Below are 21,822 nucleotides of genomic sequence, written 5' to 3'. Positions count from 1 at the left end.
TAGCGCAGGCTTGGGCCCTGCGTTCGCGATGTGTCATACATGGACAGAAATCACGCCTATGTCCATGGCTGGAAACCGACCCTCCCTGAGCCTTGACGGTCGCACTCCGATCACCCCGATCCCGAAAGTGACCCCCGATGCACATCGAAGATCGAAGTGATGTGAGCCTTTCATCACATCAGTGACATAGGACGACAAAGCGAAAGCTCTGCGGAACGGGCGGAGATCCGCTCCAGGCATGGCCGGAAAGTTCATCGGCGCCGACACCGGATTGCCCGTTTTCCTCACCCGCCCCATTGACGTGACCACAGCAGCCACATAACTTCCCCCGTCGAAGCGCTTCGACGTCACCCATCGAATCGATTCGATGGACGCACCGTGACGCCCTCAGATCCATCCGACTCCCCTGGAGGAACAGGATGTTGACGGCACGAAGGCGTGTGAAGGCACGACGGGGAACCGCGTGCGCGGCAGCGGTCGTCGCCGGGTCACTGCTCCTGGCCTCCTGCGGCGGCTCGGACGACGGCGGCACCTCCGACGCCAGGACCCTGCGGCTGTGGCACTACGAGGCCCCGAACAGCGCGATGGGCGCGGCCTGGACAGCCGCGGTCAAGGAGTTCGAGGCCCAGCACCCGGGCGTGAAGGTGGAGTTCGAGGAGAAGAGCTTCGACCAGATCCAGAAGACCGCCCCGATGGTCCTCAACTCCTCCGACGCGCCCGACCTCATGGAGTACAACAAGGGCAACGCGACGGCGGGCCTGCTCTCCAAGCAGGGGCTCCTCACCGACCTGTCCGCCGAGGTGACGAAGCGCGGCTGGGACAAGCTGCTCAGCCCGGGGGTGCGCACCACCAGCCGGTACGACGCGAACGGCGTGATGGGCTCCGGCAAGTGGTACGGGGTGCCCAACTACGCCGAGTACACGATGGTCTACTTCAACAAGGACCTGTTCGCGAAGTACCGCCTCGCCGAGCCGAAGACGTTCGACGACCTGGTCACGGCGATGGACACCTTCGCCAGCAACAAGATCACCCCGCTCGCCAACTCCGGCGCCGAGTACCCGGCCCAGCAGTACGTCTACCAGCTGGCCCTGTCCAAGGCGGACCGCTCCTGGGTCGACTCCTACGAGCTGTACCAGGGCGAGAAGACCGACTTCCACGACGCGGCCTGGACGTACGCGGCCGACACCTTCGCCGACTGGGTGAACAAGGGCTACATCGGCAAGAGCTCCACCAGCGCCAAGGCGGAGGACGCGGGCGTCTCCTTCCTCCAGGGCAAGGCGCCGATCCTGTTCTCCGGCAGCTGGTGGTACGGCCGCTTCCAGGACGAGGCGAAGTTCGACTGGGGCACCACCCTGTGGCCCGGCTCGAACCTCACCCCGGGCTCCGGCGGCAACCTGTGGGTGGTCCCCGAGAGCGCCCACAACAAGGAGCTCGCCTACGACTTCATCGACATCACCATGTCGAAGAAGATCCAGAACCTGCTCGGCAACAAGGGCGGCGTCCCGGTCGCGGCGGACACGGCGGCCGTCACCGACCCGAAGGCCAAGGAACTCATCGCCCACTTCAACACCCTGTCCGGCCGCGACGGCCTGGCCTTCTACCCGGACTGGCCGGTCCCCGGCTTCTACGACGTCCTCGTCTCCGAGACCCAGAAGCTGATCACCGGCAGCGAGCAGCCGGACGGCTATCTGGACGCGTTGCAGAAGGCGTACGACAAGGGCGTACCGAAGACATGACGGTGACCGTCGAACGCGGCGGGCGGGTGAGCGGCAAGCAGCACAGGGCCGTCTCCCCGCGCCCCGCCCGGAACTCCTACACCCTGTTCCTGCTCCCCGGCGCTCTCGCCTTCCTCGCCGTGATCGTCGTCCCGTTCCTGATGAACACCTGGGTGGGCTTCACCGACTGGCAGGGGGTGGGCAGCCCCCGGTGGTCCGGGCTCGCCAACTACCGCGAGCTGATGGACGACGCGGAGTTCTGGGAGAGCTTCCGGCACAGCCTCTTCATGGTCGTCGCGATGGCGGCGCTCCCCACGGCCGTCGGACTGGTCCTGGCCGCCGCCCTGTTCGATCACGTCGGCAAGCACTTCGGCAGCCGCACGGCGGCCGTCCTGCGCGCCTGCTTCTACCTTCCGCAGGTGCTGCCGATCGCGGTCGCCGGCATCGTCTGGAGCTGGATCCTCGCGCCCGACGACGGCTCGCTCAACGCGCTCCTGCGGGCCGTCGGTCTCGGCTCCTGGCGGCAGGACTGGCTCGGCGATCCCGACCTCGCGCTCTACAGCGTCATGGGCGTGATGGTGTGGGTACAGCTCGGCTTCCCGCTGGTCGTCTTCATGGCGGGGCTGGAACGCGTCGACCCGCAGCTGTACGAGGCGGCCGAGCTGGACGGCGCCGGCTGGTGGCGTCGCTTCCTGCACATCACGCTGCCGCAGATCCGCCCGGAGATCTACGTCGTCCTGACCTGGTGCACGATCGCCGCGCTGAAGGTGTTCGGCGCGGTGTACGTCCTGACGAAGGGCGGCCCCGGCGGCGCGACGAACGTCCCCTCCTACTTCTCCTTCGCCACGTATTTCGAGAAGACGCAGGTCGGCTACGGCGCCGCGATCTCCACCGTGCTCACCGTGATCATCCTCGCCCTCTCCCTGGTCGGCCTGAGGCTGCAGACCAGGGCGGAGGACGCGGAGGAAGGACCGCGCACATGAAGGCCGCCCGAGCCCTGCGCCGCTACCCGGTCCTCCTGGCCCTCTGCCTGGCCGCCCTCTTCATGATCGTGCCGTTTCTGGTCGTCGCCGTGAACGCGGTCAAGTCCCCGGCGGAGTACTCCCGCAACGGCCCGCTGAGCCTGCCCGACGGCCTGTACCTGGACGGTCTGAAGGACTTCTGGGAACGCGTCGACTACAGCCGCAAGCTGCTGAACTCGGTCCTGATCAGCGGCTCGGTGGCGGTGGGGGCGGTCGTCCTGTCGGTGCTGAGCGCGTACGCCATCGGCATCGGGCGGATCAGGGGCCGCACCTGGATCCTGGCCTTCTTCGTGCTGGCCAACATGCTTCCGCAGGAGGCGCTGGTCTACCCGGTGTACTACCTGAGCAAGCAGGCCGGCCTGTACGACACCCGGCTCAGCGTGATCATCGTCTTCACGGTGATCCAGGCGGCCTTCGGCACGTATCTGCTCTCGTCCGTGCTGAGCCGGTTCCCGCGCGAGATCATCGAGGCGGCCCGGATCGACGGCGCCGACAAGTGGCAGGTCCTGTGGCGGATCGTCGTCCCCGTCAGCCGCCCCACCCTCGGCGTGCTGCTGGTCTTCTTCTTCATCTGGACCTGGAACGAGTTCCTGCTCCCGCTGGTCATGCTGATCTCCAACGACAACCAGACCGTGTCGGTGGCCCTCGGCGTCCTGCAGGGGCAGCGCCTGATGGACGCCACGATGACCAACGCGGCCGCCCTCCTCGGCGTACTCCCGGCCCTCGTCTTCTTCCTCGTCTTCCAGCGGACCCTCACCCGTGGCATCGCCGTGGGTGCCGTGAAGTAGTGAGGACCGAGCAGTAAGGACCCCGCACCCATGAAGTTCACCGACGGTTACTGGCTGCTGCGGGAGGGCATCACGGCCGCCCACCCGGCCGAGGTCCTCGACGTCACCGAGTCGCACGGCGGCCTGGAGATCCACGCGCCGACCCGGCCCATCCGCAGCCGCGGCGACCTGATGACGGGACCGGTCATGACGATCACCGCCCACACCCCGATGCCCGACGTCGTCGGCCTCACCCTCACCCACTTCACGGGCGAGCGGCCCCGCGAGCCCGCCTTCGGCCTCACCGAGGCGGAGCCGGCCCCCCAGCTCTCCTACGACGACGCCTACGCGACCCTGACCTCCGGCGCGCTCTCCGTGAAGGTCGCCCGTTCCGGCCCCTGGCACGTGGAGTTCCTCGCCCACGGCCGCACCCTCACGTCCAGCGGCCCCAAGGGCATGGGCATCATGCGGGACGCGGGCACCGGCGCCCACTACCTGCGCGAGCAGCTCGACCTGGGAGTGGGGACCTCCGTCTACGGCCTCGGCGAACGCTTCGGACCACTGGTCAGGAACGGCCAGGTCGTCGACATCTGGAACGCCGACGGCGGCACGGCGACCGAACAGGCCTACAAGAACGTGCCGTTCTACCTCACGGACGCGGGCTACGGCGTCTTCGTCGACCACCCGGGCAAGGTGTCCTTCGAGGTCGGCTCGGAGGCGGTTTCGAGGGTCCAGTTCAGCGCCGAGACCCAGGAGCTGACGTACTACGTCATCCACGGCCCCACCCCGAAGGACATCCTGCGCAAGTACACCGCCCTCACCGGCCGCCCCGCGCTCCCGCCCGCCTGGTCGTTCGGCCTGTGGCTCTCGACGTCGTTCACCACCTCCTACGACGAGGAGACGGTGACCTCCTTCATCGAGGGCATGCGCGAGCGCGAACTCCCGCTCTCCGTCTTCCACTTCGACTGCTTCTGGATGCGGGAGTTCAACTGGTGCGACTTCCGCTGGGACCCACGGGTGTTCCCCGACCCGGAGGGCATGCTCGCCCGGCTGAAGGCGAAGGGCCTGCACGTCAGCGTGTGGATCAACCCGTACATCGCCCAGCGGTCACCGCTCTTCGAGGAGGGCAGGGCGCTCGGTCATCTGCTGAGGCGGCCGGACGGGAGCGTCTGGCAGTGGGACCTGTGGCAGCCCGGCATGGCCCTCGTCGACTTCACCAGCCCCGCCGCGCGCGACTGGTACGCGGCCAAGCTGGAGGCACTTCTCGCGCAGGGCGTCGACTGCTTCAAGACCGACTTCGGCGAGCGCGTCCCGGTCGACGTGACCTGGTCCGACGGCTCGGACCCGGAGCGGATGCACAACTACTACACCTACCTGTACAACCGCACCGTCTTCGACGTGCTGCGGGGGCACCGGGGCGAGGGGGAGGCGGTCGTCTTCGCGCGGTCGGCGACCACCGGCAGCCAGCAGTTCCCGGTGCACTGGGGCGGCGACTGCGAGGCGACGTACGCGTCCATGGCGGAGTCGCTGCGCGGCGGGCTGTCCCTGGGCCTGTCCGGGTTCGGCTTCTGGAGCCACGACATCGGCGGCTTCGAGGGCACACCGACGCCGGCCCTGTTCAAGCGCTGGCTGGCCTTCGGCCTGCTGTCCTCGCACAGCAGACTGCACGGGAGCTCCTCGTACCGGGTGCCCTGGCTGTTCGACGAGGAGTCGGTGGACGTGGCCCGGCACTTCACCCGGCTGAAGCTGCGGCTCATGCCCTACCTGTACGAGGCCGCCCGCGCCGCCCACGAGGAGGGCACGCCGATGATGCGGGCGATGGTGCTGGAGTTCCCGGCGGATCCCGGGTGCGCGCACCTGGAACGGCAGTACATGCTCGGCCCGGACCTGCTGGTCGCGCCGGTGTTCGACGACGAGGGGGACGTGACGTACTACGTCCCCGAAGGCGCCTGGACCCACTACCTCACCGGGCGGACGGTGACCGGGCCGCGCTGGGTACGCGAACGCCACGGGTTCCTCAGCGCTCCGCTGCTGGTGCGGCCGGGCGCGGTGCTCCCGGTGGGCGCCCACGCCGACCGGCCGGACTACCCGCACGCCGACGGCGTCACCCTGCGCACGTACGGCCTGGAGCGCGGCGCCCAGGTGACGGTCCGGATCGGCGACGTGACCTTCACCGTCGTACGGGAGGGGGACACGCTGCGGGCGTCCGCGAGCGACCCCTCGGCGCCATGGGCGCTGGCGGCCGGCGACCGGGTCGCGCGGGCGGCGGCGGGCACCGGGTTCCTGACCCTGGAGACCCCGGCCCCGCAGGCCCAGGACGACCGGGAGCCGGTCTGATGGCGAAGATCACCGATGTGGCGCGGCACGCCGGGGTCTCCCCCAGCACGGTGTCGTACGCGCTGAGCGGCAAGCGGCCGATCTCCGAGGAGACCCGGCGGCGGGTCGAGGAGGCCGCCCGCGCGCTGGGCTACCGGCCGCACGCCGGCGCCCGCGCGCTGGCCAGCAGCCGCTCGAACGTGCTGGCACTGGTGGTGCCGCTGCGGACCGGCATCCATGTCCCGGTCGTCATGCAGTTCGCGGTGTCGGTGGTGACGGCGGCCCGCCGGCACGACCACGACGTTCTGCTGCTGACCCAGGAGGAGGGCGAGGAGGGGCTGCGCCGGGTCGCGGACACGGCCCTGGTCGACGCCCTGATCCTGATGGACGTCCAACTCCACGACCCCCGGCTGCCGTTGCTGCGCTCCTTGGACCGGCCGTCCGTGATGATCGGTTTCCCGCTCGAGGCCGACGGGCTGACCTGCATCGACCTCGACTTCCGGGCGGCGGGCGAGCGGTGCGTGGAGCATCTGGCGCAGCTCGGGCACCGGGTGGTCGGGCTGGTCGGGTCGCCGCCGGAGGTGTACGTGCGCGGGACGGCCTTCGCGCAGCGCGTGGTCCAGGGGTTCACCGCGGCCGCCGACCGGGCGGGGCTCGCCTCCGCCGTCCACCCCTGCGAGGCGACCCCGGCGGCGGCCCGCCGGGTGGCGGAACAGCTCCTGCGCGAGCAACCCGCACTGACGGGGGTGGTGGTCCACAACGAGGCGGTCCTGGAGCCCCTCATCGACGCGTTCGAGCAGCTGGGGCTGCGGGTCCCCGGCGACCTGTCGGTCACGGCGATCTGCCCGGACGGGCTCGCGGCGGGGCTCCGGGTGCCCGTCACCTCCGTCGCGCTGCCGTCGGCGGAGGTCGGCGAGCGGGCGGTGGGGCTGCTGATGCGCAAGCTCGACGGCGAGACCGTGCCCGAGGCGACGCTGCTGCCGCCGACGATGACCCGGCGGGCGAGCACGGCGCCGCGGACGGTCAGTCCACGCTGACCGGGTTGCCGAGGCGGGTCCCCAGGAGCGCGCAGGACACGCCCTGGACGCCTTCGTAGCCCACGGTCCGACCGGGGGCGAGTTCCCGGGCGAGGCGTTCGGCCAGCGTCTCGCCCTCCTCGTGCAGGCGCAGGCGCGCGGCGTCCCAGCGGATGTCGTCGCGGTCGGCCAGCCAGGTGTTCATGGCGGCGTCGATGTCCCTCGCCCAGGCGGACAGATCGGCGGCCAGGACGTCGGAAAGGCCGAGGGCGGCCCCCGGGTCGTCCGGCGCGAAGTCGTCGTAGGAGCCGCTGCCCCTGCGGAGGGGGCGCGCGTGGTACTCGCCCAGGAGCGTGATGTGCAGCGAGTCGTCCACCGGGCCCTCCTTCTGTCGTTACGGCAAGAACCCCGCCGCTCGGGAGCGACGGGGTTCTTGTTCACATGGGATGAGTGGAGATGGCGGGAATCGAACCCGCGTCCAACGGTGCAGAATCAGGGCTTCTCCGTGTGCAGTTCGCTGTGATTTTCTCGGCCCCGGTGATCACGCGAACAAGTCGCCGACGGGCCCAGTCACTGTTTGATTTCCCATCGAACCCCGTGACCGGGCTCGATGGTTTAGTCCCCTAGATTATGCCAGGATCCGGATCGGGAACACTTCCGGGCTGACACCCATATGGGTCCTACACTCACTGCTTATTAGGCAGCGAGGGCGTAGGACTGGGAATCGCTCTTGATATTGGCGATTATTTTTTGCGACATATGGTTTACGAGATCATTGCCGCTTCCTCGACACGCTTCCCCTGCTTCAACAGTCGCTGTCGAAACCGATCATCCCCATGTTGATTTTTCAAACCGCGTGCCCGCTGTGGAGCACGAGTGCCATCGTACGTGACCAACGCACGTCGATGCCACTGTGTTCCCCGCCGCCACGTGTGCAGGGGCTACGCGTGCCGCTGCCTGCGCTTCTCCGCCGCGATCACCCGGTCCGTCTCCCGGCGGTCCTGCTGCTCGCGCAGGGTCTGCCGCTTGTCGTACTCCTTCTTGCCGCGCGCCAGCGCGATCTCGGCCTTCGCCCGGCCGTCCTTGAAGTAGATGGCGAGGGGCACGATCGTGTGACCCGTCTCCTCGGACTTCACCGACAGCTTGTCGATCTCCTCGCGGTGCAGCAGCAGCTTGCGCTTGCGGCGCGCGGAGTGGTTGGTCCAGCTGCCCTGGAAGTACTCGGGGATGTGCGCGGCGTACAGCCACGCCTCGTTCCCCTCGATCTGGACGAAGCCGTCGGTCAGCGAGGCGCGGCCCTCGCGCAGCGACTTCACCTCGGTGCCGGTGAGGACGAGACCGGCCTCGTAGACATCGACGATCGCGTAGTCGTGCCGGGCCTTCTTGTTCTGCGCGACGATCTTGCGCTTGCCGTCCTTGACCTTGCCGGACACGGCCGCCCCGCCCTGCTTCGGCTGGGACTCCTTCGGTACGTACATTCCCTTGCTCATAGTGCAGCCAGTTTCGCACCCCGAGGGGGCCGAAGGGAAAGTCGATTACCGGATGCTCAGGACACGTCCCCGAGTCCGCTCAGCACGGTCTCGGCCCGCTCCAGCGCCCCGTCGTCCGCTTCCAGGTCGGGGGTGATGCCCCGGCCGTCGACACCGTGACCGGAGGGGGTGCGGTAGTGCCCGACGGTCAGCTCGGCGACGGAGCCGTCGGGCAGCCTGCTCGGCATCTGGACCGAGCCCTTGCCGAAGGTGCGGGAACCCACGACGACCGCGCGGCCACGGTCCTGGAGGGCGCCGGTGAGCAGCTCGGCCGCGCTCATCGTGCCGCCGTCGACGAGTGCGACCAGGGGGCTGGTGGTGTCGCCGCCGCCATCGGCGTGCAGCGCGCGCTGGTCGCCGTCGACGTCGTAGGTGGCGACGAGGCCGCCGTCGAGGAAGGCGGAGGCGGTGGAGACGGCCTCGGTGACCAGGCCGCCGGAGTTGCCGCGCAGATCGAGGACGATCCCGGCGCCGGCCGGGGCCCGGCGGACGGCGCTGCGCACACTGTCACCGACGCCCTTGGTGAACGCGGCGACGGTGATGACGGTGGTGCCGTCGGAAAGCCGGTGGACGGTGACGGAGTCCGTGGACAGGAGCGCCCGGCGCAGGGTCTCGGTCCACGCGCGCGCGGCGCGTTCCAGGCCGAGCCGGACGGTGCTGCCGGCGGTCGCGCCCGTGGCGTCACCGCGCAGTAAGGAGACGACGTCGGTGACCGGGAGGCCTTCGACGGACCGTCCGTCGACGCTGCGCAGCCGGTCGCCCGCGCGGACCCCGGCGGCGGCCGCGGGCGATCCCGACTGCACCTTGGTCACCTCGATCCGGCCGTCCCGGTCGCCCCGCGCCTCCAGGCCGACGCCGGTGTACCGGCCGTCGAGGGACGCCTCGAACTCCTCGTACTCGCCCTCGGAGTAGACGGCCGCCCAGCGGTCCCCGCTGCGGCTGACGGCGCGCTCGGCGGCCTCCATCGGGGACTTGCCGTCCGCGGCGGCCTCCTCGGCGGCCCGCGTCACGTCCTCGGAGTGGCCGGCGGGGGCCGGGGAGGGGGCCGCGCCCGAGGCGCTCCGCCCGCCCTCTCCGGGGTCCCCCGGCAGGGATCCGGTGGCGGCGCCGGCGACGAGCACGCTCGCGAACACCAATGTCAGGGCGGCCCCGCGGCCGAAACGGCGGGGCTGGCAGAACAGGTCACGGCCTGACATGGCGGTGAGTCTAGGGGAACGCGAAGGGCCGCACGGTCGGTTGACCGTACGGCCCTCGGGGCGTACGTCACACCTTGAGGTACTTGCGCAGCGCGAAGAACGCGGCCAACGCGGGCATCAGCAGGCTCGTGGCGAGGATGAGCGGAAGCTTCGTCAACACGGCGTCCCAGCCGATGAAGTTGATCAGATTCAGCTTCTCGGACAGGGCCAGGCCGTGGTCGATGATGAAGTACCGGGCGATCACCAGGAATCCGCAGGCGACCGTGCCGCCGATCAGCCCGGCGACCGCGGCCTCGGCGATGAACGGCGCCTGGATGTAGAAGCCGGAGGCGCCGACGAGCCGCATGATCCCCGTCTCACGCCGTCGGCTGAAGGCCGAGACGCGCACGGTGTTGACGATCAGCATCAGCGCCACGACGAGCATCAGCGCCATGACCGCCCGCGCCGCCCAGTTCATGCCGTTGAGCAGCCCGAAGAGGTTGTCCAGGATGCCCTTCTGGTCCTGCACGGACTGCACGCCGTCCCGCCCGTCGAAGGCGGTCGCGATGACCTGGTACTTCTCCGGGTCCTCCAGCTTGATGCGGTACGACTCCTGCATCTGGTCCGGGGTGAGGGAGCTGGCCAGCGGGGAGTCGCCGAACTGCTCCTTGTAGTGCTTGTACGCGTCGTCCTGCGACTCGTACGTCACCTTCTCGACGACCCCCATCTTGTCGAGGTCGGACTTGATCTGCTTCTTCTGGTCCGCGGTCACCGCGCCCTTGGCGCAGTTCGGGTCGGACTCGGCGTCGCTCTTGTTGCAGAGGAACACCGAGACGTTGACCTTGTCGTACCAGTAGCCCTTCATCGTGGTGACCTGGTCGCTCATCAGGAGCGACCCGCCGAAGAGCGCCAGGGACAGGGCGACGGAGACGACGACGGCGAAGGTCATCGTCAGGTTGCGGCGGAGACCGACACCGATCTCCGACAGTACGAACTGGGCGCGCATGGCGAGTTGTTCAGGCCTTTCCGGGGACGTCCGCGAGGGCGGAGGCGATGGCGGGGGCGGTCAGTGCTGGTAGCCGTAGACGCCGCGCGCCTGGTCGCGGACGAGGCGGCCCTGCTCCAGCTCGATGACGCGCTTGCGCATCTGGTCCACGATGTTCTGGTCGTGCGTGGCCATCAGCACGGTCGTGCCCGTCCGGTTGATCCGGTCGAGCAGCTTCATGATGCCGACGGAGGTCTGCGGGTCGAGGTTGCCGGTGGGCTCGTCCGCGATCAGCAGCTTGGGCCGGTTCACGAAGGCCCGCGCGATGGCGACGCGCTGCTGCTCACCGCCGGACAGCTCACCGGGCATCCGGTCCTCCTTGCCGCCGAGCCCGACGAGATCGAGCACCTGCGGCACGGACTTGCGGATCTCGCCCTTCGACTTGCCGATGACCTCCTGCGCGAAGGCGACGTTCTCCGCCACCGTCTTGTTCGGCAGCAGCCGGAAGTCCTGGAAGACCGTCCCCAGCTGGCGGCGCATCTGCGGCACCTTCCAGTTGGAGAGGCGTGCGAGGTCCTTGCCCAGAACGTGCACCTGACCGTGGCTGGTGCGCTCCTCGCGGAGGACCAGCCGCAGGAAGGTGGACTTGCCGGAGCCGGAGGATCCCACGAGGAAGACGAACTCGCCCTTCTCCACCTCGAGGGAGACATCCCTGAGTGCGGGGCGGGTCTGCTTGGGGTAGACCTTGGAGACGTTGTCGAATCGGATCACGGATGCACCACGGGTCGCCGGGGGTAGATGAGCGTGACCATACGCGAACCGGGGAGGGCGGCGCAGGCGTCGGGAGGGGTTGAGTGGGGCTTGTGCGTTTTTGTGCGGGACTTTGTACGCCCCCCGCTCTCCGGGTGAGCCGCGCGGCCCCCGGAGGAACCTGGCACAGTGGAGGGGGAACGTTCCCGTTCCCCGAGGCGTTGTGTACATGGAACCGGTGCAAGGAGGGCGAGCGCATGACGTACGACCGGCTGGTGTGCGCTAACTGCGCCGCGCCCGTGAGCGAGGGCCGGTGCCCGGTGTGCCGCGCGAACCGCGAGCGGCTGCAGCAACAGGACAACTTCTTCGCGGGGCTGAACCCGATGGCGCTGATCGCGCTGCTCGCGGTGCTGGTGGCGGCGCTGGCGCTGCTGGCCCACCAGACCGCGTGACCCCTGGAACACATAGGTGAAGGGGCCCGGAGCTGATCGCTCCGGGCCCCTTCGCGCGTACGTCACGTACGGACGCGACTACCTGGCGTCAGGCAGCGGCGCCGCGGCCGGCCGCGAGGCGCGGCAGCACCCGGAAGCCGATGCCGCCGGCGATCATCGTGGCCGCACCGATGATCAGGAACGTGGTCTCACCGGCACCGGTCTCGGCGAGCTCCTTGCCGCCACCCTGCGCGCTGGTGTCGACGGCGTCCGAGGTGTCGGTCAGCGCGGAGCTGCCCTCCTCCTGGGTGGAGGTGCCGTCGGTGTCGGTACCACCGGTGGCGGAGCCGCCGCCGGTGGTGCTCGAACCACCGGTCGTGCCCGAACCGCCGGTGGAGTCGTCGCCGCCGGTGGTGCTGGAACCGCCGGTGGTCGAGCTGCCACCGGTCGTGGTGCTGCCACCGGTCGTGGTGCTGCCACCCGTGGTGGTGCTGCCACTCGAGGTGCCCGCCGAGGTGCCGGCGGACGTGCCGGTCGAGGTCCCGGCGGACGTGCCCTCCGACGTGCCGGCGGACGTGCCGGTCGAGGTGCCGGCGGACGTGCCCTCCGACGTACCGGCGGACGTACCCGTCGAGGTGCCGGCGGACGTGCCGGTCGAGGTCCCGGCGGACGTGCCCTCCGACGTACCGGCGGACGTACCCGTCGAGGTCCCGGCGGACGTGCCCTCCGACGTACCGGCGGACGTACCCTCCGACGTACCGGCGGACGTACCCTCCGACGTACCCGTCGACGTGCCGCCGTCGGTGCAGATCCCGATCGGGCAGGGCTCCTCGCCCGTCTGCGGGGTCACTTCGCCGGACGTCGACACAAGGCCGCTGAGGCCACCCTCGTCACCGGCGGCCGAGGCGACCCCGGCCACCGTCAGCGAGGCGCCCGCGGCGATCACGGCGCCGGCGGCTATGCGCGCGAAACGGATCCGCGTCTTCTTGGTCATATAGCTGCTACCCCCAGTAGCTGAATCGTCGATGAGGCCGCGCCCGGGGTTGTGATCGACGGAGGTAGCTGAGAAGCAGCTGAAGCCCCGGTTCACATGCGCCCCAGAGATACGCATGCCACACTGCACCTTCCCCATTTTTCAAAGCAGCGTCAAGGTCGTTTGCGTACGCAATGTCCAAGTCGGGGCGCTTTGCGCGATGTTGGTACTGTGAATGTGACATAAAAAGGCAACCGCCCCTGAATCAGGGGCGGTTGCCTTGTCGACAAAACTACTTCTCTTGCTGCTTGCGCCAGCGAATTCCGGCTTCCAGGAAACCCTCGATCTCACCGTTGAACACGGCCTCGGGGTTACCGACCTCGTACTCGGTGCGCAGGTCCTTGACCATCTGGTACGGGTGCAGGACGTACGAACGCATCTGGTTGCCCCAGGAGTTGCCGCCGTCTCCCTTGAGCGCGTCCATCTTGGCCTGCTCCTCCTGCCGGCGCCGGTCGAGCAGCTTGGCCTGGAGGACGTTCATCGCGGACGCCTTGTTCTGGATCTGCGACCGCTCGTTCTGGCAGGAGACGACGATGCCGGTGGGGAGGTGGGTGAGGCGCACCGCGGAGTCCGTGGTGTTCACGCCCTGGCCGCCGGGACCGGAGGACCGGTAGACGTCCACCCGCAGCTCGGACTCGTCGATCTCGATGTGGTCGGTGGTCTCCACCACGGGAAGGATCTCGACACCCGCGAAGGAGGTCTGCCGACGCCCCTGGTTGTCGAAGGGGGAGATCCGCACGAGCCGGTGGGTGCCCTGCTCCACGGAGAGGGTGCCGTAGGCGTACGGGACCTGCACGGCGAAGGTGGTCGACTTGATGCCGGCCTCTTCGGCGTACGACGTCTCGTAGATCTCGGTCTTGTAGCCCTTCTGCTCCGCCCACCGCAGGTACATCCGCTGGAGCTTCTCCGCGAAGTCGGCGGCGTCGACGCCACCGGCCTCGGCGCGGATGTTCACGAGCGCCTCGCGGGAGTCGTACTCACCGCTGAGCAGCGTACGGACCTCCATCTCGTCCAGCGCCTTCTTGACGGAGGTGAGCTCGGACTCGGCCTCGGCGAGGGTGTCCGGGTCGTCCTCCTCCTCGGCCATCTCGAACAGCACGGAGAGATCGTCGATCCGGCCGCGCAGCGCGTCCGCCTTCCTGACCTCGGCCTGGAGGTGGGACAGCTTGCTGGTGATCTTCTGCGCCTCGTCCGGGTTGTCCCACAGGGACGGCGCGGCCGCCTGCTCCTCGAGCACGGCGATATCTGCCCTCAGCTTGTCGAGGTCCAGAACGGCCTCGATCGACTCCATGGTCGAGGAGAGGGACTTGAGCTCTTCGGATACATCGACGACTGCCACGCCTCCAGCGTAACGGCTCCGCCAACCGGGGAGTGCCGGGCACCGCCCGCGGCCGGTCCCTGCCGGCCCCGCCCCCGGATCCCCGGCCTGTGCCCACCCACCGCCCGTCCGGGGGCGCCCCCTCCGGGGGAGCCCGAGGACGAGGCCCCTTCAGGGCCGAAACGGAGGTCCGGGGGCGGCGGCCCCGGGATCACGGTGACGTCGGCGCCGAGTTCTTCGTGTCCTGCGGGGTCGCCCCCGCGTCGTCGCCGGAGGTGGCCGCCCAGGTGCCGAATCCCGCCGCGGCGACCAACGCCACCGCCGCCACGCTCAGCGTGATCCGCCGCCGTCGGGTGGCGGAACGGTTCCGTGCCGAGCCGGGGCGCGGCGCGCCGGCCGCCCTCGGCACCCGTGCCGTGCCGTGTGCCCCGCCCGCCAGCTCGTCCGGCGCGGGCACCCGCATCGAGGTATGGGTGTCCCGGTTGGAGTCCGGCTTCGCGCCGGGCACCAGCGGGACCGACCCGCGCCGTGCCTTCCCCGAGGGAGCCGCGGGAGAGGACGCGGAGGGCGCGGTCTCGGCCGGCTCGCCCTCCTCCTGCTCCGGGTCCGGCTCGTCGACGTCCAGCGGCGGCATCCCGGCCAGTGTCGGCAGCTGCTCCCGCAGCCGCGCCGCCAGCTCGGACGCCCGCAGCCGGGACGCCGGCGCCTTCGCCAGGCACTGCACGATGAGCTGCCAGAGCTCGTCCGTGATGCCGGGGAGCGGGGCGACGGACTCCGTGACGTGACGGCGCAGCACCGCGCCGGGGTGGCCTCCGCCGAACGGTGTGAAGCCCGCGAGGAGCTCGTACAGCACGGTCGCCAGGGCGTAGATGTCCACCGAGGCGCGCGGCGGCAGGCCCTCCACGATCTCCGGCGCCAGGTAGTCCGGCGTGCCGATGATCTTCGTGGCGCGGGTCCGTTTGGGGGTGTCGATCAGTTTCGCGACGCCGAAGTCGGTCAGCAGCGCGCGGTGCGAGCCGCCGGGGCCGAGCGGACCCTGCATGTCGAGCAGGATGTTCTCGGGCTTCACGTCGCGGTGCACGATCCCGGCCGCGTGCGCGGCGGCCAGTCCCTCGGCGATGTCCGCGACGATCGCCACGGCGGCCTCGGGCGCGAGCCGCCTGTCCCGTTCGAGGCGGGTGCGCAGGTCCGTGCCGCGCACGAGATCCATGACCAGGGCCAGGTCGTTGCCGTCGACCACCAGGTCCCGTACGGACACCACGTGCGGGTGCTCCAGGCCGAGGAGTGCCGTGCGCTCCTGCACGAAGCGGCCCACGAGCTCCTCGTCGGAGGCGAGGTCCTCGCGCAGCAGCTTGACGGCGACGGGTCCGTCCGGTCCCTCGCCCAGCCACACCGTGCCGGCGCTGCCCCGTCCCAGGATCTGGTGGGCGGTGTACCGGCTGCCGATCTTCCGTGCCAAGGCTGCTCCTACAGACGCGTGTTGCCCATCAACGTACGCGTCCGAGGAGCCAACCTTCACCGCGGAGACGGAAATCACCCGCCGGATGTCGACAAGTACACAAAATCGCGGTCAGGACCGGAGCCTGTGCGGTCCCCGCTGGCCCGGTTGCCGGTGGCTCAGTTGCCGGTGCCGCCCGTGCCGCTGCCGCCCGAGTCGGCCAGGTCGCCGATCCAGCCGGTGACGTCGTTGAACCAGCCGCTGATCAGCTGCCAGTAGTTCTTGCCGGTGCCGATCCAGCCCTGGAGCGGGCTCAGCTCCCAGATCAGCCAGCCGGCCACGAACAGGATGACGATCGTGAACAGGCAGCCCTTCAGGCAGCCCAGTCCGGGGATCTTCATCGGGTTGGCGCTGCGCTGCCTCGGCTCCCGCGGCTGCCGGGGCTCCGGCTCGGGCCGCTGCCTCGGCTGCTGCTGGGGCTGCGGCGCGTACCGCTGGGGCTGCTGCTGGGCCTGCTGGTGCTGCGGCGGCGCGTACTGCTGCTGCGGCTGCCCCTGGTAGCCGTGGCCGGGCTGCTGCTGCGGACGCTGCTGAGGCCGCTGTTGCTGCTGATTCTGCTGCGGATACGGCTGCTGCGGCTGCTGGCGGGAGACCTGCCGCTGGGGGCGGCGGCGCAGCGGGTCCTCGCCCGGGTCGAGGTACTGCTGGACCTGCGTGGGCTCGTTGCGGTCGCGGGCGGCCCGCATCTGGGACTGCCAGGGATGCGGCTCCTGGCCCTGCTGCCCCGGCCCGCCCTGCTGTCCCGGCTGGTGCGGCGGCACGGGCGGCAGGACGGCCGTCGGATCGGCGGCGCCCGCGGGACCGCTCGTGTGCGGCAGGACGGCGGTGGCGTCGGCGGCGCCCGCGGGACCGGCCGTGTGCGGCAGGACGCTGGTCGCGGCGTTCGGGTCGTAGGCGCCGCCCGGCACGGTCGCGGGCGCCGGGTCGGGCGCGAGCAGATGACCGACGCCGTCGGCGGCGGCGATCTGCATCGAGTTCGCGTGCACCCCGATGCCCTCGGCGACGATCCGCAGCCCGCGCGCGAGGTTCTCGGCGCTCGGCCGGTGGTCGGGGTTCTTGCTCAGGCAGCGCTCGATGACCGTCCAGAGCGGGTCGGGGACGGTGGAGGGGCGGCGCGGCTCCGCGTTCAGGTGCTGGTGCAGGACCTCCAGGGCGGAGCCGCCGGAGAACGGCGGACGCCCGGTGACCAGCTCGTACAGCAGGATGCCGGCGCCGTAGATGTCCACGGCCGAGGTCTGCGGGCGGCCCTCTGCGGACTCCGGCGCGACGTACGCGGGCGTGCCGACGAACTCGCTGGTCCGGGTCAGGCCCGGGGAGTCGGCGAGGCGCGCGATGCCGAAGTCGGTGAGCAGCGGGTGCATCTGCCCGCCGTTCTGCATCAGCAGGACGTTGGCCGGCTTCAGGTCGCGGTGCACGACGCCGTCGGCGTGGCTGGCGGCGAGCGCGTCGGCGACCTGGGCGGTGAGCAGGGCGGCGGCGACGGGCGTGAAGGGGCCGTTCTCGCGCAGGTAGCGGTGCAGGTCGGGGCCCTCGACGAGGTCCATGACCAGCGCCAGCAGATCGCCCTCGACGACCAGGTCGCGGACCCGGACGATGTTCGGGTGGGTCAGGCGCAGCAGCACGGACCGCTCGCGCAGGAAGCGCATCACGACATCGGGGTCGTTCGCGAGCTCCTCCTTGAGGACCTTGATCGCGACGGTCTCCCCGGGCTGGCCGGCCACGGCCGCCTCGGCGCCCGCGGTCTCGCGCTGGCGGGCTCGCCAGACGGTGCCCGTGGCGCCGCGTCCGAGCGGCTCCTCGAGCAGGTACTTGCTGCCGACTGGCCGCACGTCACGCGCTCCCTGCTGCTTGCTTGCCTGTCCTGTCCGTGTTCCGACCCACTGTAGTGCCGCGGTGCGGACACCGGGCTGTCGTCCTTGTCCGAAGGAAAGACGCTCGGCTTGGTCTTCCTGGTTGCCGTGGCCGTAGGTGACCGATCTCAACTGATCGCCGGTGACGCACTTGTCAGGCACTTTTGCGGGCAGAGCCGACCAATCAAGATCACTTGTCCCCGGGTGTGGGGCGCGTTGTCAGTGACAGGTGCGAGGATGCCTTCAGTACTGGCCGCTGTGCTCGTGTGGGGTGGGGGGAAACCGCGCCCGTGCAGAAGGGACCGCTGACGGCGATGCAGATCCGGCTGACCGTCGTAGACCCGACGGGCGCGCCCTTCCCCGCGCCGGGCTCCGCTCGTGCGGGAGGACCTCAGGCGCGGGCCCGCTCCGCGAGCTGCGACGTGCTGGTCACGGCGCCCGCCGGCACGGCCCTGGCCACGGTGGCGTCCGCGCTGGCCGCGGCGGTCTCCGGAGACGGCGCCGCCTCGGCCTCCTCCGCGGCCGCGGTCGTGCTCTACGCGGGCGTGGAGCGGCTCGACACCCAGCGCTGCACGCTCGGCGAGCCGCCGCTGATCGACGGTGCCGTGCTGTCCCTGGGCGCCCCGGCCGACCCCGAGCCGCATCCCGAGGTCGACGAAGCCCCCGCCCGTCTGCACGTGGTGGCCGGGCCCGACGCGGGCGGGGTCCACCTGCTGCACGGCGGCCAGGTCCGCGTGGGCCGCTCCGCCGACGCCGACGTGCCCCTCGACGACCCGGACGTCTCCCGCCTGCACTGCGCGGTGACGCTGTCCCCCGAGGGCCGGGTCACGGTCGCCGACCTCGGCTCCACCAACGGCACCACCCTGGACGGCTCCCGGGTACAGGACCGTCCCGTCCGCCTCTCCCCCGGCGCCCTGCTGCGTGTCGGCGAGTCGGCCCTGCGCCTGGCCCCGCCCGGCGGCCCGGGTCCACGGGCGACGACCACTCCGGACGGCGAGGGGCACGTCCGGGTGCCCTGCGCGGGCACCGACCCCGCCGCGGGCGGCGACCGTCCCGGCGGCCCCGTCGCGGGCGCGGCACACGCGCGTGCGGGCGGCGGCGCGGGCGACCGGGAAGGCCCCTCGGGCCCGACCGGCCACGCCCACGGCACGGTGGACTGGAACGGCGCGTCGGAGGACCGGGGCGGGCGGACGCGCGGCGCGGAGAACCACCCGGCGCCTCCGGTGGTGCCCGGCCAGGGCACGGCGCCGCGCATCGAGAGCCGGCCCGGCGGCGCGGCCCGCCCGGGGGACCCGGTGCGCCGGACCCCGCCCGGCACGGCTGCCTCCGGTGGTGTGCCCGGAGCGGGTGAAGGCTCCATGACCACCCACGCCGGCCACTCGGGCCTCGGCTCGTTCACGGGGGCGTACGACGACGTCCGTGGACCGCACGGCGCGGCCGAGGACACGGGCACCCCGCACCGCACCGCCGCCTCCGCTCCCGACTCCGCCACCCCGTCCGCCTCTCCGCCCAGGTCCCCGTCCGCGTCCCCCTACGACGACGTCCCCGAAGCCGATCCGCGCGCGGCGGGCCGCCGTAAAGGCACCCCGCTGCGGGGCACCGACGTGCCCCCGGGCGTGCGCAAACGGGGAGGTCTCTCCGCGTGGGCGCGCCGGCTGGCCGGCGGCCGCGGTGACGAGCAGGACACGGACGTACCCGGGACCCTCGACGAGGAGGCGGCCGGAGCCCGGGCGTACCCGCCGGCCGCCGTGCCGCCCGCCCCCGAGACCTGGCCGGACCCGGCGGCGCTGCTGCTGACGGCGCTGGGCCCGGGCCCCCGGCTCTGGGAACGCGGCCCGGGGCACCCGGAGGCGCTCACCGTGCGGCTCGGCACGGCCGACCGGCCGGCCCCCGACGGCTCGGGTCTGCTGCCCGCCGTACCGGTGACGACGGGGCTGCGCGAGGTCGGCGCGCTCGGTCTGGCCGGGCCGCGCCCGCGGCTGTCCGGGCTGGCACGCGCGGTGCTGGCCCAGCTCGCCGCGCTGCACTCCCCCGACACCCTGGAAATCGTCCTGATCAGCACGGACCGCGCGCGTTCCGAGGAGGAGCGGGTCGCCGAGTGGTCCTGGCTGGGCTGGCTGCCGCAGCTGCGCCCGGGACACGGACAGGACTGCCGTCTCCTGCTCGCCTACGACCGCGACCAGGCCACGGCCCGCGCCGACGAGCTGCTGCGCCGGCTGGAGGACCACCTGGCCGACAGCGCGGGCGGTCCGAGCGGCGCGGGAACGGTCCAGGTGCCCGCGCCCCGTGGCGCCGGCCACCGCCCCTCCTGGGCCGTGCCGGACGAGACGGGCGACGGCGGTTTCCCCGGCCCCTACACGGTGGTCGTCGTGGACGGCGATCCCGGCGGCGCCGACCTGCGCGAGGCGGTGGCCCGGCTGGCGGTCGCCGGACCACGCGCCGGGATACACCTCGTCTGCCTGGCCGAGACGCCCGCCGCCTCCCCTTCCTCTCCGGTGACCGAGACCTACGAAGCGGCCTGCGCGGCGGCGCCGACCTTCCGCGCGTGCGGAGCCGTCGCACTGCTCAGCGGAGACGTGGCGACGGCGCTGCGGCTGCTGCGGGTCGCGCCTGCCGGGGCGCAGACGGAGCGGCCCGGCCCGGTGGGACCCGGCACGGTCGGCGCGGTGGACGCGGTCTCCCTCGCCTGGGCCGAACGCTTCGCACGGGCCCTCGCGCCGCTGCGCCCGGACGGCGCGGGCGGCGGCGGTGGGCGGCAGACGCGGGTGTCGGCGCCGCTGCCCCAGTCGGCCCGGCTGCTGGACAAGCTGGGCCTCGCCCGGGCCACGCCCGCCTCGCTGATGGCCCGCTGGGCGGACGCGGCGGACGACGCCGAGGCGCTCGGCGGACGGGCGTGGGCCGTGCTCGGCGCGGGGCCGCGCGGCCCGGTCGGCGTGGATCTGGTCGCCGAGGGCCCGCACCTGCTGATCGAGGGCCCGACCGGCAGCGGGCGTACGGAGCTGCTGCGGGCGGTCGTGGCCTCGCTGGCCGCCGCCGAGCGGCCGGACCGGCTGGGCATCATCCTGCTGGACGGCCGCGACACCGTCGGCAAGGGCGGCGGCGGACAGGGTGACGGCCTGCGGATCTGTACGGACGTACCGCATGTCACCACCCACCTCACCGCCAACGACCCGGTCCGCATGCGGGAGTTCGCGCAGTCGCTGAGCGCCGAGCTGAAGCGGCGGTCCGAACTGCTGGGCCGTTCAGGCTTCGCGGAGTGGCACACGCAGCGCGCGGTGTCCGGCCGTATCGTCCCGCAACGCACCCCGAACACCCCGCCGCCCGGAGCCGGGCCCGGCGGCGGCTCCGCCGGTGGCGCCGCCGACATCGAGGCCCCGCCCAGCACCACCCTGCGGCTGCGCCCGGGAGCGGCCGCCCGGCAGCGGGCCGAGGCGGTGTCCCCGCTGCCCCGTCTGGTGGTGGTCGTCGACGACCTGGACGCTCTCGTCTCCCCCGCCCTCGGCTCCCCCGGCCGGCCGGCCGCCGGCTCGGTCATGCGCGCGCTGGAGGCGGTGGCCCGCGAGGGCGAGCGGCTCGGCGTGCACCTGGTGGTCGCGGCGGGCCCCGGGGGTCGTACGGCGGAGTCGGAACCGGCCCGGCTGTCCACCGTCCGGATCACTCTGGACCCGCCGGGTTCCGGCACGGACGAACCGGCGCCGGGCCGCGGCCGCCTCAAGGGCGCGGACGGCCGCCTCACCCTCTTCCAGGGCGGCCGTGTCACGGGCCGCATCCCCCGTACGGCGACCCTGCGGCCCACGGTGGTCCCCCTGGAGTGGCATCGCATGGGCGACCCCCCGGCCCGCCGCCCGGTACGGGAGCTGGGCAACGGCCCGACGGACCTGGCCCTGCTGGCCAGCGCCCTGGAGCGGGCCGCGCGGCAACTCAGCCCGTCCGGGGGCGCGCCCGCCGGGGGAACCTGAGCCGAGGCCCTTCCTTCGGGGCCGAGTCCGGCCCGGGCGAGTCCGAAGCGGGCGAGTCCGGCCCGGGCGAGTCCGAAGCGGCCGAGTCCGGCCCGGGCGAGTCCGGAGCGGCCGAGGCCGGCCCGCGCGAGTCCGGAGCGGCCGAGGCCGGCCCGCGCGAGTCCGGAGCGGCCGAGGCCGGCCCGCGCGAGTCCGGAGCGGCCGAGGCCGGCCCGCGCGAGTCCGGAGCGGGCGAGTCCAGAGCGGCCGAGGCCGGCCCGCGCGAGTCCGGAGCGGCCGAGGCCGGCCCGCGCGGCCGGGGGAGGTGGCCCCCGGCCGACGCCCGTGTCGGACTCGTGCACCGGCGTCGTATCCGCCTCGCATCGGCAATCACGTGCGTGGCGATCACGACGCGGTCACGATCCCCCGCTTGACGGCACAGGCGCCCTTGCCGAGCCCAGGCACCCGGCGTAGACCAG

Annotated in this window: 16 protein-coding genes and 1 other RNA gene; 7 read left to right on the top strand and 10 right to left on the bottom strand. The window is 71.8% G+C overall.

Annotated elements, in window-relative coordinates:
* Positions 1-419 precede the first annotated feature (419 nt).
* Genes ACFWBD_RS20720 through ACFWBD_RS20700 form a run of 5 tightly spaced genes read left to right on the top strand, consistent with a single transcriptional unit; the run spans position 420 to position 6,857 of the window.
* Positions 420-1,736 carry an ABC transporter substrate-binding protein gene (locus tag ACFWBD_RS20720; protein WP_385668490.1) on the top strand — a complete coding sequence of 439 codons (1,317 nt, stop codon included), beginning with the start codon at positions 420-422 and terminating at the stop codon, positions 1,734-1,736.
* Complete coding sequence (locus ACFWBD_RS20715; protein WP_385668487.1) at positions 1,733-2,698, top strand: carbohydrate ABC transporter permease; 966 nt, start codon at positions 1,733-1,735, stop codon at positions 2,696-2,698. The genes ACFWBD_RS20720 and ACFWBD_RS20715 overlap by 4 nt, the downstream gene beginning before the upstream one ends.
* Positions 2,695-3,525 carry a carbohydrate ABC transporter permease gene (locus ACFWBD_RS20710; protein WP_385668484.1) on the top strand — a complete coding sequence of 277 codons (831 nt, stop codon included), beginning with the start codon at positions 2,695-2,697 and terminating at the stop codon, positions 3,523-3,525. The genes ACFWBD_RS20715 and ACFWBD_RS20710 overlap by 4 nt, the downstream gene beginning before the upstream one ends.
* 30 nt (positions 3,526-3,555) lie before the next feature.
* Positions 3,556-5,841 carry an alpha-xylosidase gene (yicI, locus tag ACFWBD_RS20705; protein ID WP_385668481.1) on the top strand — a complete coding sequence of 762 codons (2,286 nt, stop codon included), beginning with the start codon at positions 3,556-3,558 and terminating at the stop codon, positions 5,839-5,841.
* Entirely contained in the window at positions 5,841-6,857 is a 1,017-nt protein-coding gene (locus tag ACFWBD_RS20700) for a LacI family DNA-binding transcriptional regulator (RefSeq protein ID WP_385668479.1), read from the top strand. Before yicI ends, ACFWBD_RS20700 begins: the two co-directional genes overlap by 1 nt.
* Here ACFWBD_RS20700 and ACFWBD_RS20695 read toward each other — a convergent pair.
* The 6 genes from ACFWBD_RS20695 to ftsE form a co-directional block, all read right to left on the bottom strand.
* Positions 6,844-7,212: a hypothetical protein gene (locus ACFWBD_RS20695; protein WP_385668476.1), complete on the bottom strand. Its 369-nt coding sequence runs from the start codon at positions 7,210-7,212 to the stop codon at positions 6,844-6,846. The two genes, ACFWBD_RS20700 and ACFWBD_RS20695, sit on opposite strands and share 14 nt — an antisense overlap.
* Positions 7,213-7,284: 72 nt before the next feature.
* Positions 7,285-7,672, bottom strand: a transfer-messenger RNA (tmRNA) gene (gene ssrA, locus ACFWBD_RS20690).
* A gap of 105 nt (positions 7,673-7,777) precedes the next feature.
* A complete protein-coding gene (gene smpB / locus ACFWBD_RS20685; protein WP_385668611.1) occupies positions 7,778-8,314 on the bottom strand; it encodes an SsrA-binding protein SmpB in 537 nt (178 codons plus the stop codon).
* Between the two features lie 68 nt (positions 8,315-8,382).
* Positions 8,383-9,561: a S41 family peptidase gene (locus tag ACFWBD_RS20680; protein WP_385668473.1), complete on the bottom strand. Its 1,179-nt coding sequence runs from the start codon at positions 9,559-9,561 to the stop codon at positions 8,383-8,385.
* A gap of 67 nt (positions 9,562-9,628) precedes the next feature.
* Positions 9,629-10,546, bottom strand: coding sequence for a permease-like cell division protein FtsX (gene ftsX / locus ACFWBD_RS20675; RefSeq protein WP_351764295.1), 918 nt, complete (start codon positions 10,544-10,546; stop codon positions 9,629-9,631).
* A gap of 60 nt (positions 10,547-10,606) precedes the next feature.
* Positions 10,607-11,296 carry a cell division ATP-binding protein FtsE gene (gene ftsE / locus ACFWBD_RS20670; protein WP_020132390.1) on the bottom strand — a complete coding sequence of 230 codons (690 nt, stop codon included), beginning with the start codon at positions 11,294-11,296 and terminating at the stop codon, positions 10,607-10,609.
* Between the two features lie 236 nt (positions 11,297-11,532).
* On the opposite strand from ftsE, the gene ACFWBD_RS20665 reads away from it, so the two are divergent.
* Entirely contained in the window at positions 11,533-11,727 is a 195-nt protein-coding gene (locus ACFWBD_RS20665; protein WP_020132389.1) for a hypothetical protein, read from the top strand.
* A gap of 88 nt (positions 11,728-11,815) precedes the next feature.
* Here ACFWBD_RS20665 and ACFWBD_RS20660 read toward each other — a convergent pair whose 3' ends face one another.
* From ACFWBD_RS20660 to ACFWBD_RS20645, 4 genes are all read right to left on the bottom strand, one after another.
* Positions 11,816-12,700, bottom strand: a complete 885-nt coding sequence (locus ACFWBD_RS20660) for a hypothetical protein (protein WP_385668469.1) — start codon at positions 12,698-12,700, stop codon at positions 11,816-11,818.
* A 271-nt stretch (positions 12,701-12,971) separates the two neighbouring features.
* On the bottom strand, positions 12,972-14,078 hold the full coding sequence (gene prfB, locus ACFWBD_RS20655) for a peptide chain release factor 2 (protein ID WP_385668466.1): 1,107 nt from the start codon (positions 14,076-14,078) through the stop codon (positions 12,972-12,974).
* A 190-nt stretch (positions 14,079-14,268) separates the two neighbouring features.
* Positions 14,269-15,516, bottom strand: coding sequence for a serine/threonine-protein kinase (locus tag ACFWBD_RS20650; protein ID WP_385668463.1), 1,248 nt, complete (start codon positions 15,514-15,516; stop codon positions 14,269-14,271).
* Between the two features lie 158 nt (positions 15,517-15,674).
* Entirely contained in the window at positions 15,675-17,384 is a 1,710-nt protein-coding gene (locus ACFWBD_RS20645; RefSeq protein WP_385668460.1) for a serine/threonine-protein kinase, read from the bottom strand.
* Positions 17,385-17,719: 335 nt separating this feature from the next.
* Here ACFWBD_RS20645 and ACFWBD_RS20640 point away from each other — a divergent pair, with 335 nt between their 5' ends.
* Positions 17,720-21,364: an FHA domain-containing protein gene (locus tag ACFWBD_RS20640; RefSeq protein ID WP_385668607.1), complete on the top strand. Its 3,645-nt coding sequence runs from the start codon at positions 17,720-17,722 to the stop codon at positions 21,362-21,364.
* Positions 21,365-21,822 lie beyond the last annotated feature (458 nt).

This window comes from Streptomyces sp. NPDC060002 (assembly GCF_042737245.1).
Taxonomy (GTDB): domain Bacteria; phylum Actinomycetota; class Actinomycetes; order Streptomycetales; family Streptomycetaceae; genus Streptomyces.
Note: the sequence above shows the minus strand (reverse complement) of the source record. Positions and strands in the feature narration are given on the sequence as shown.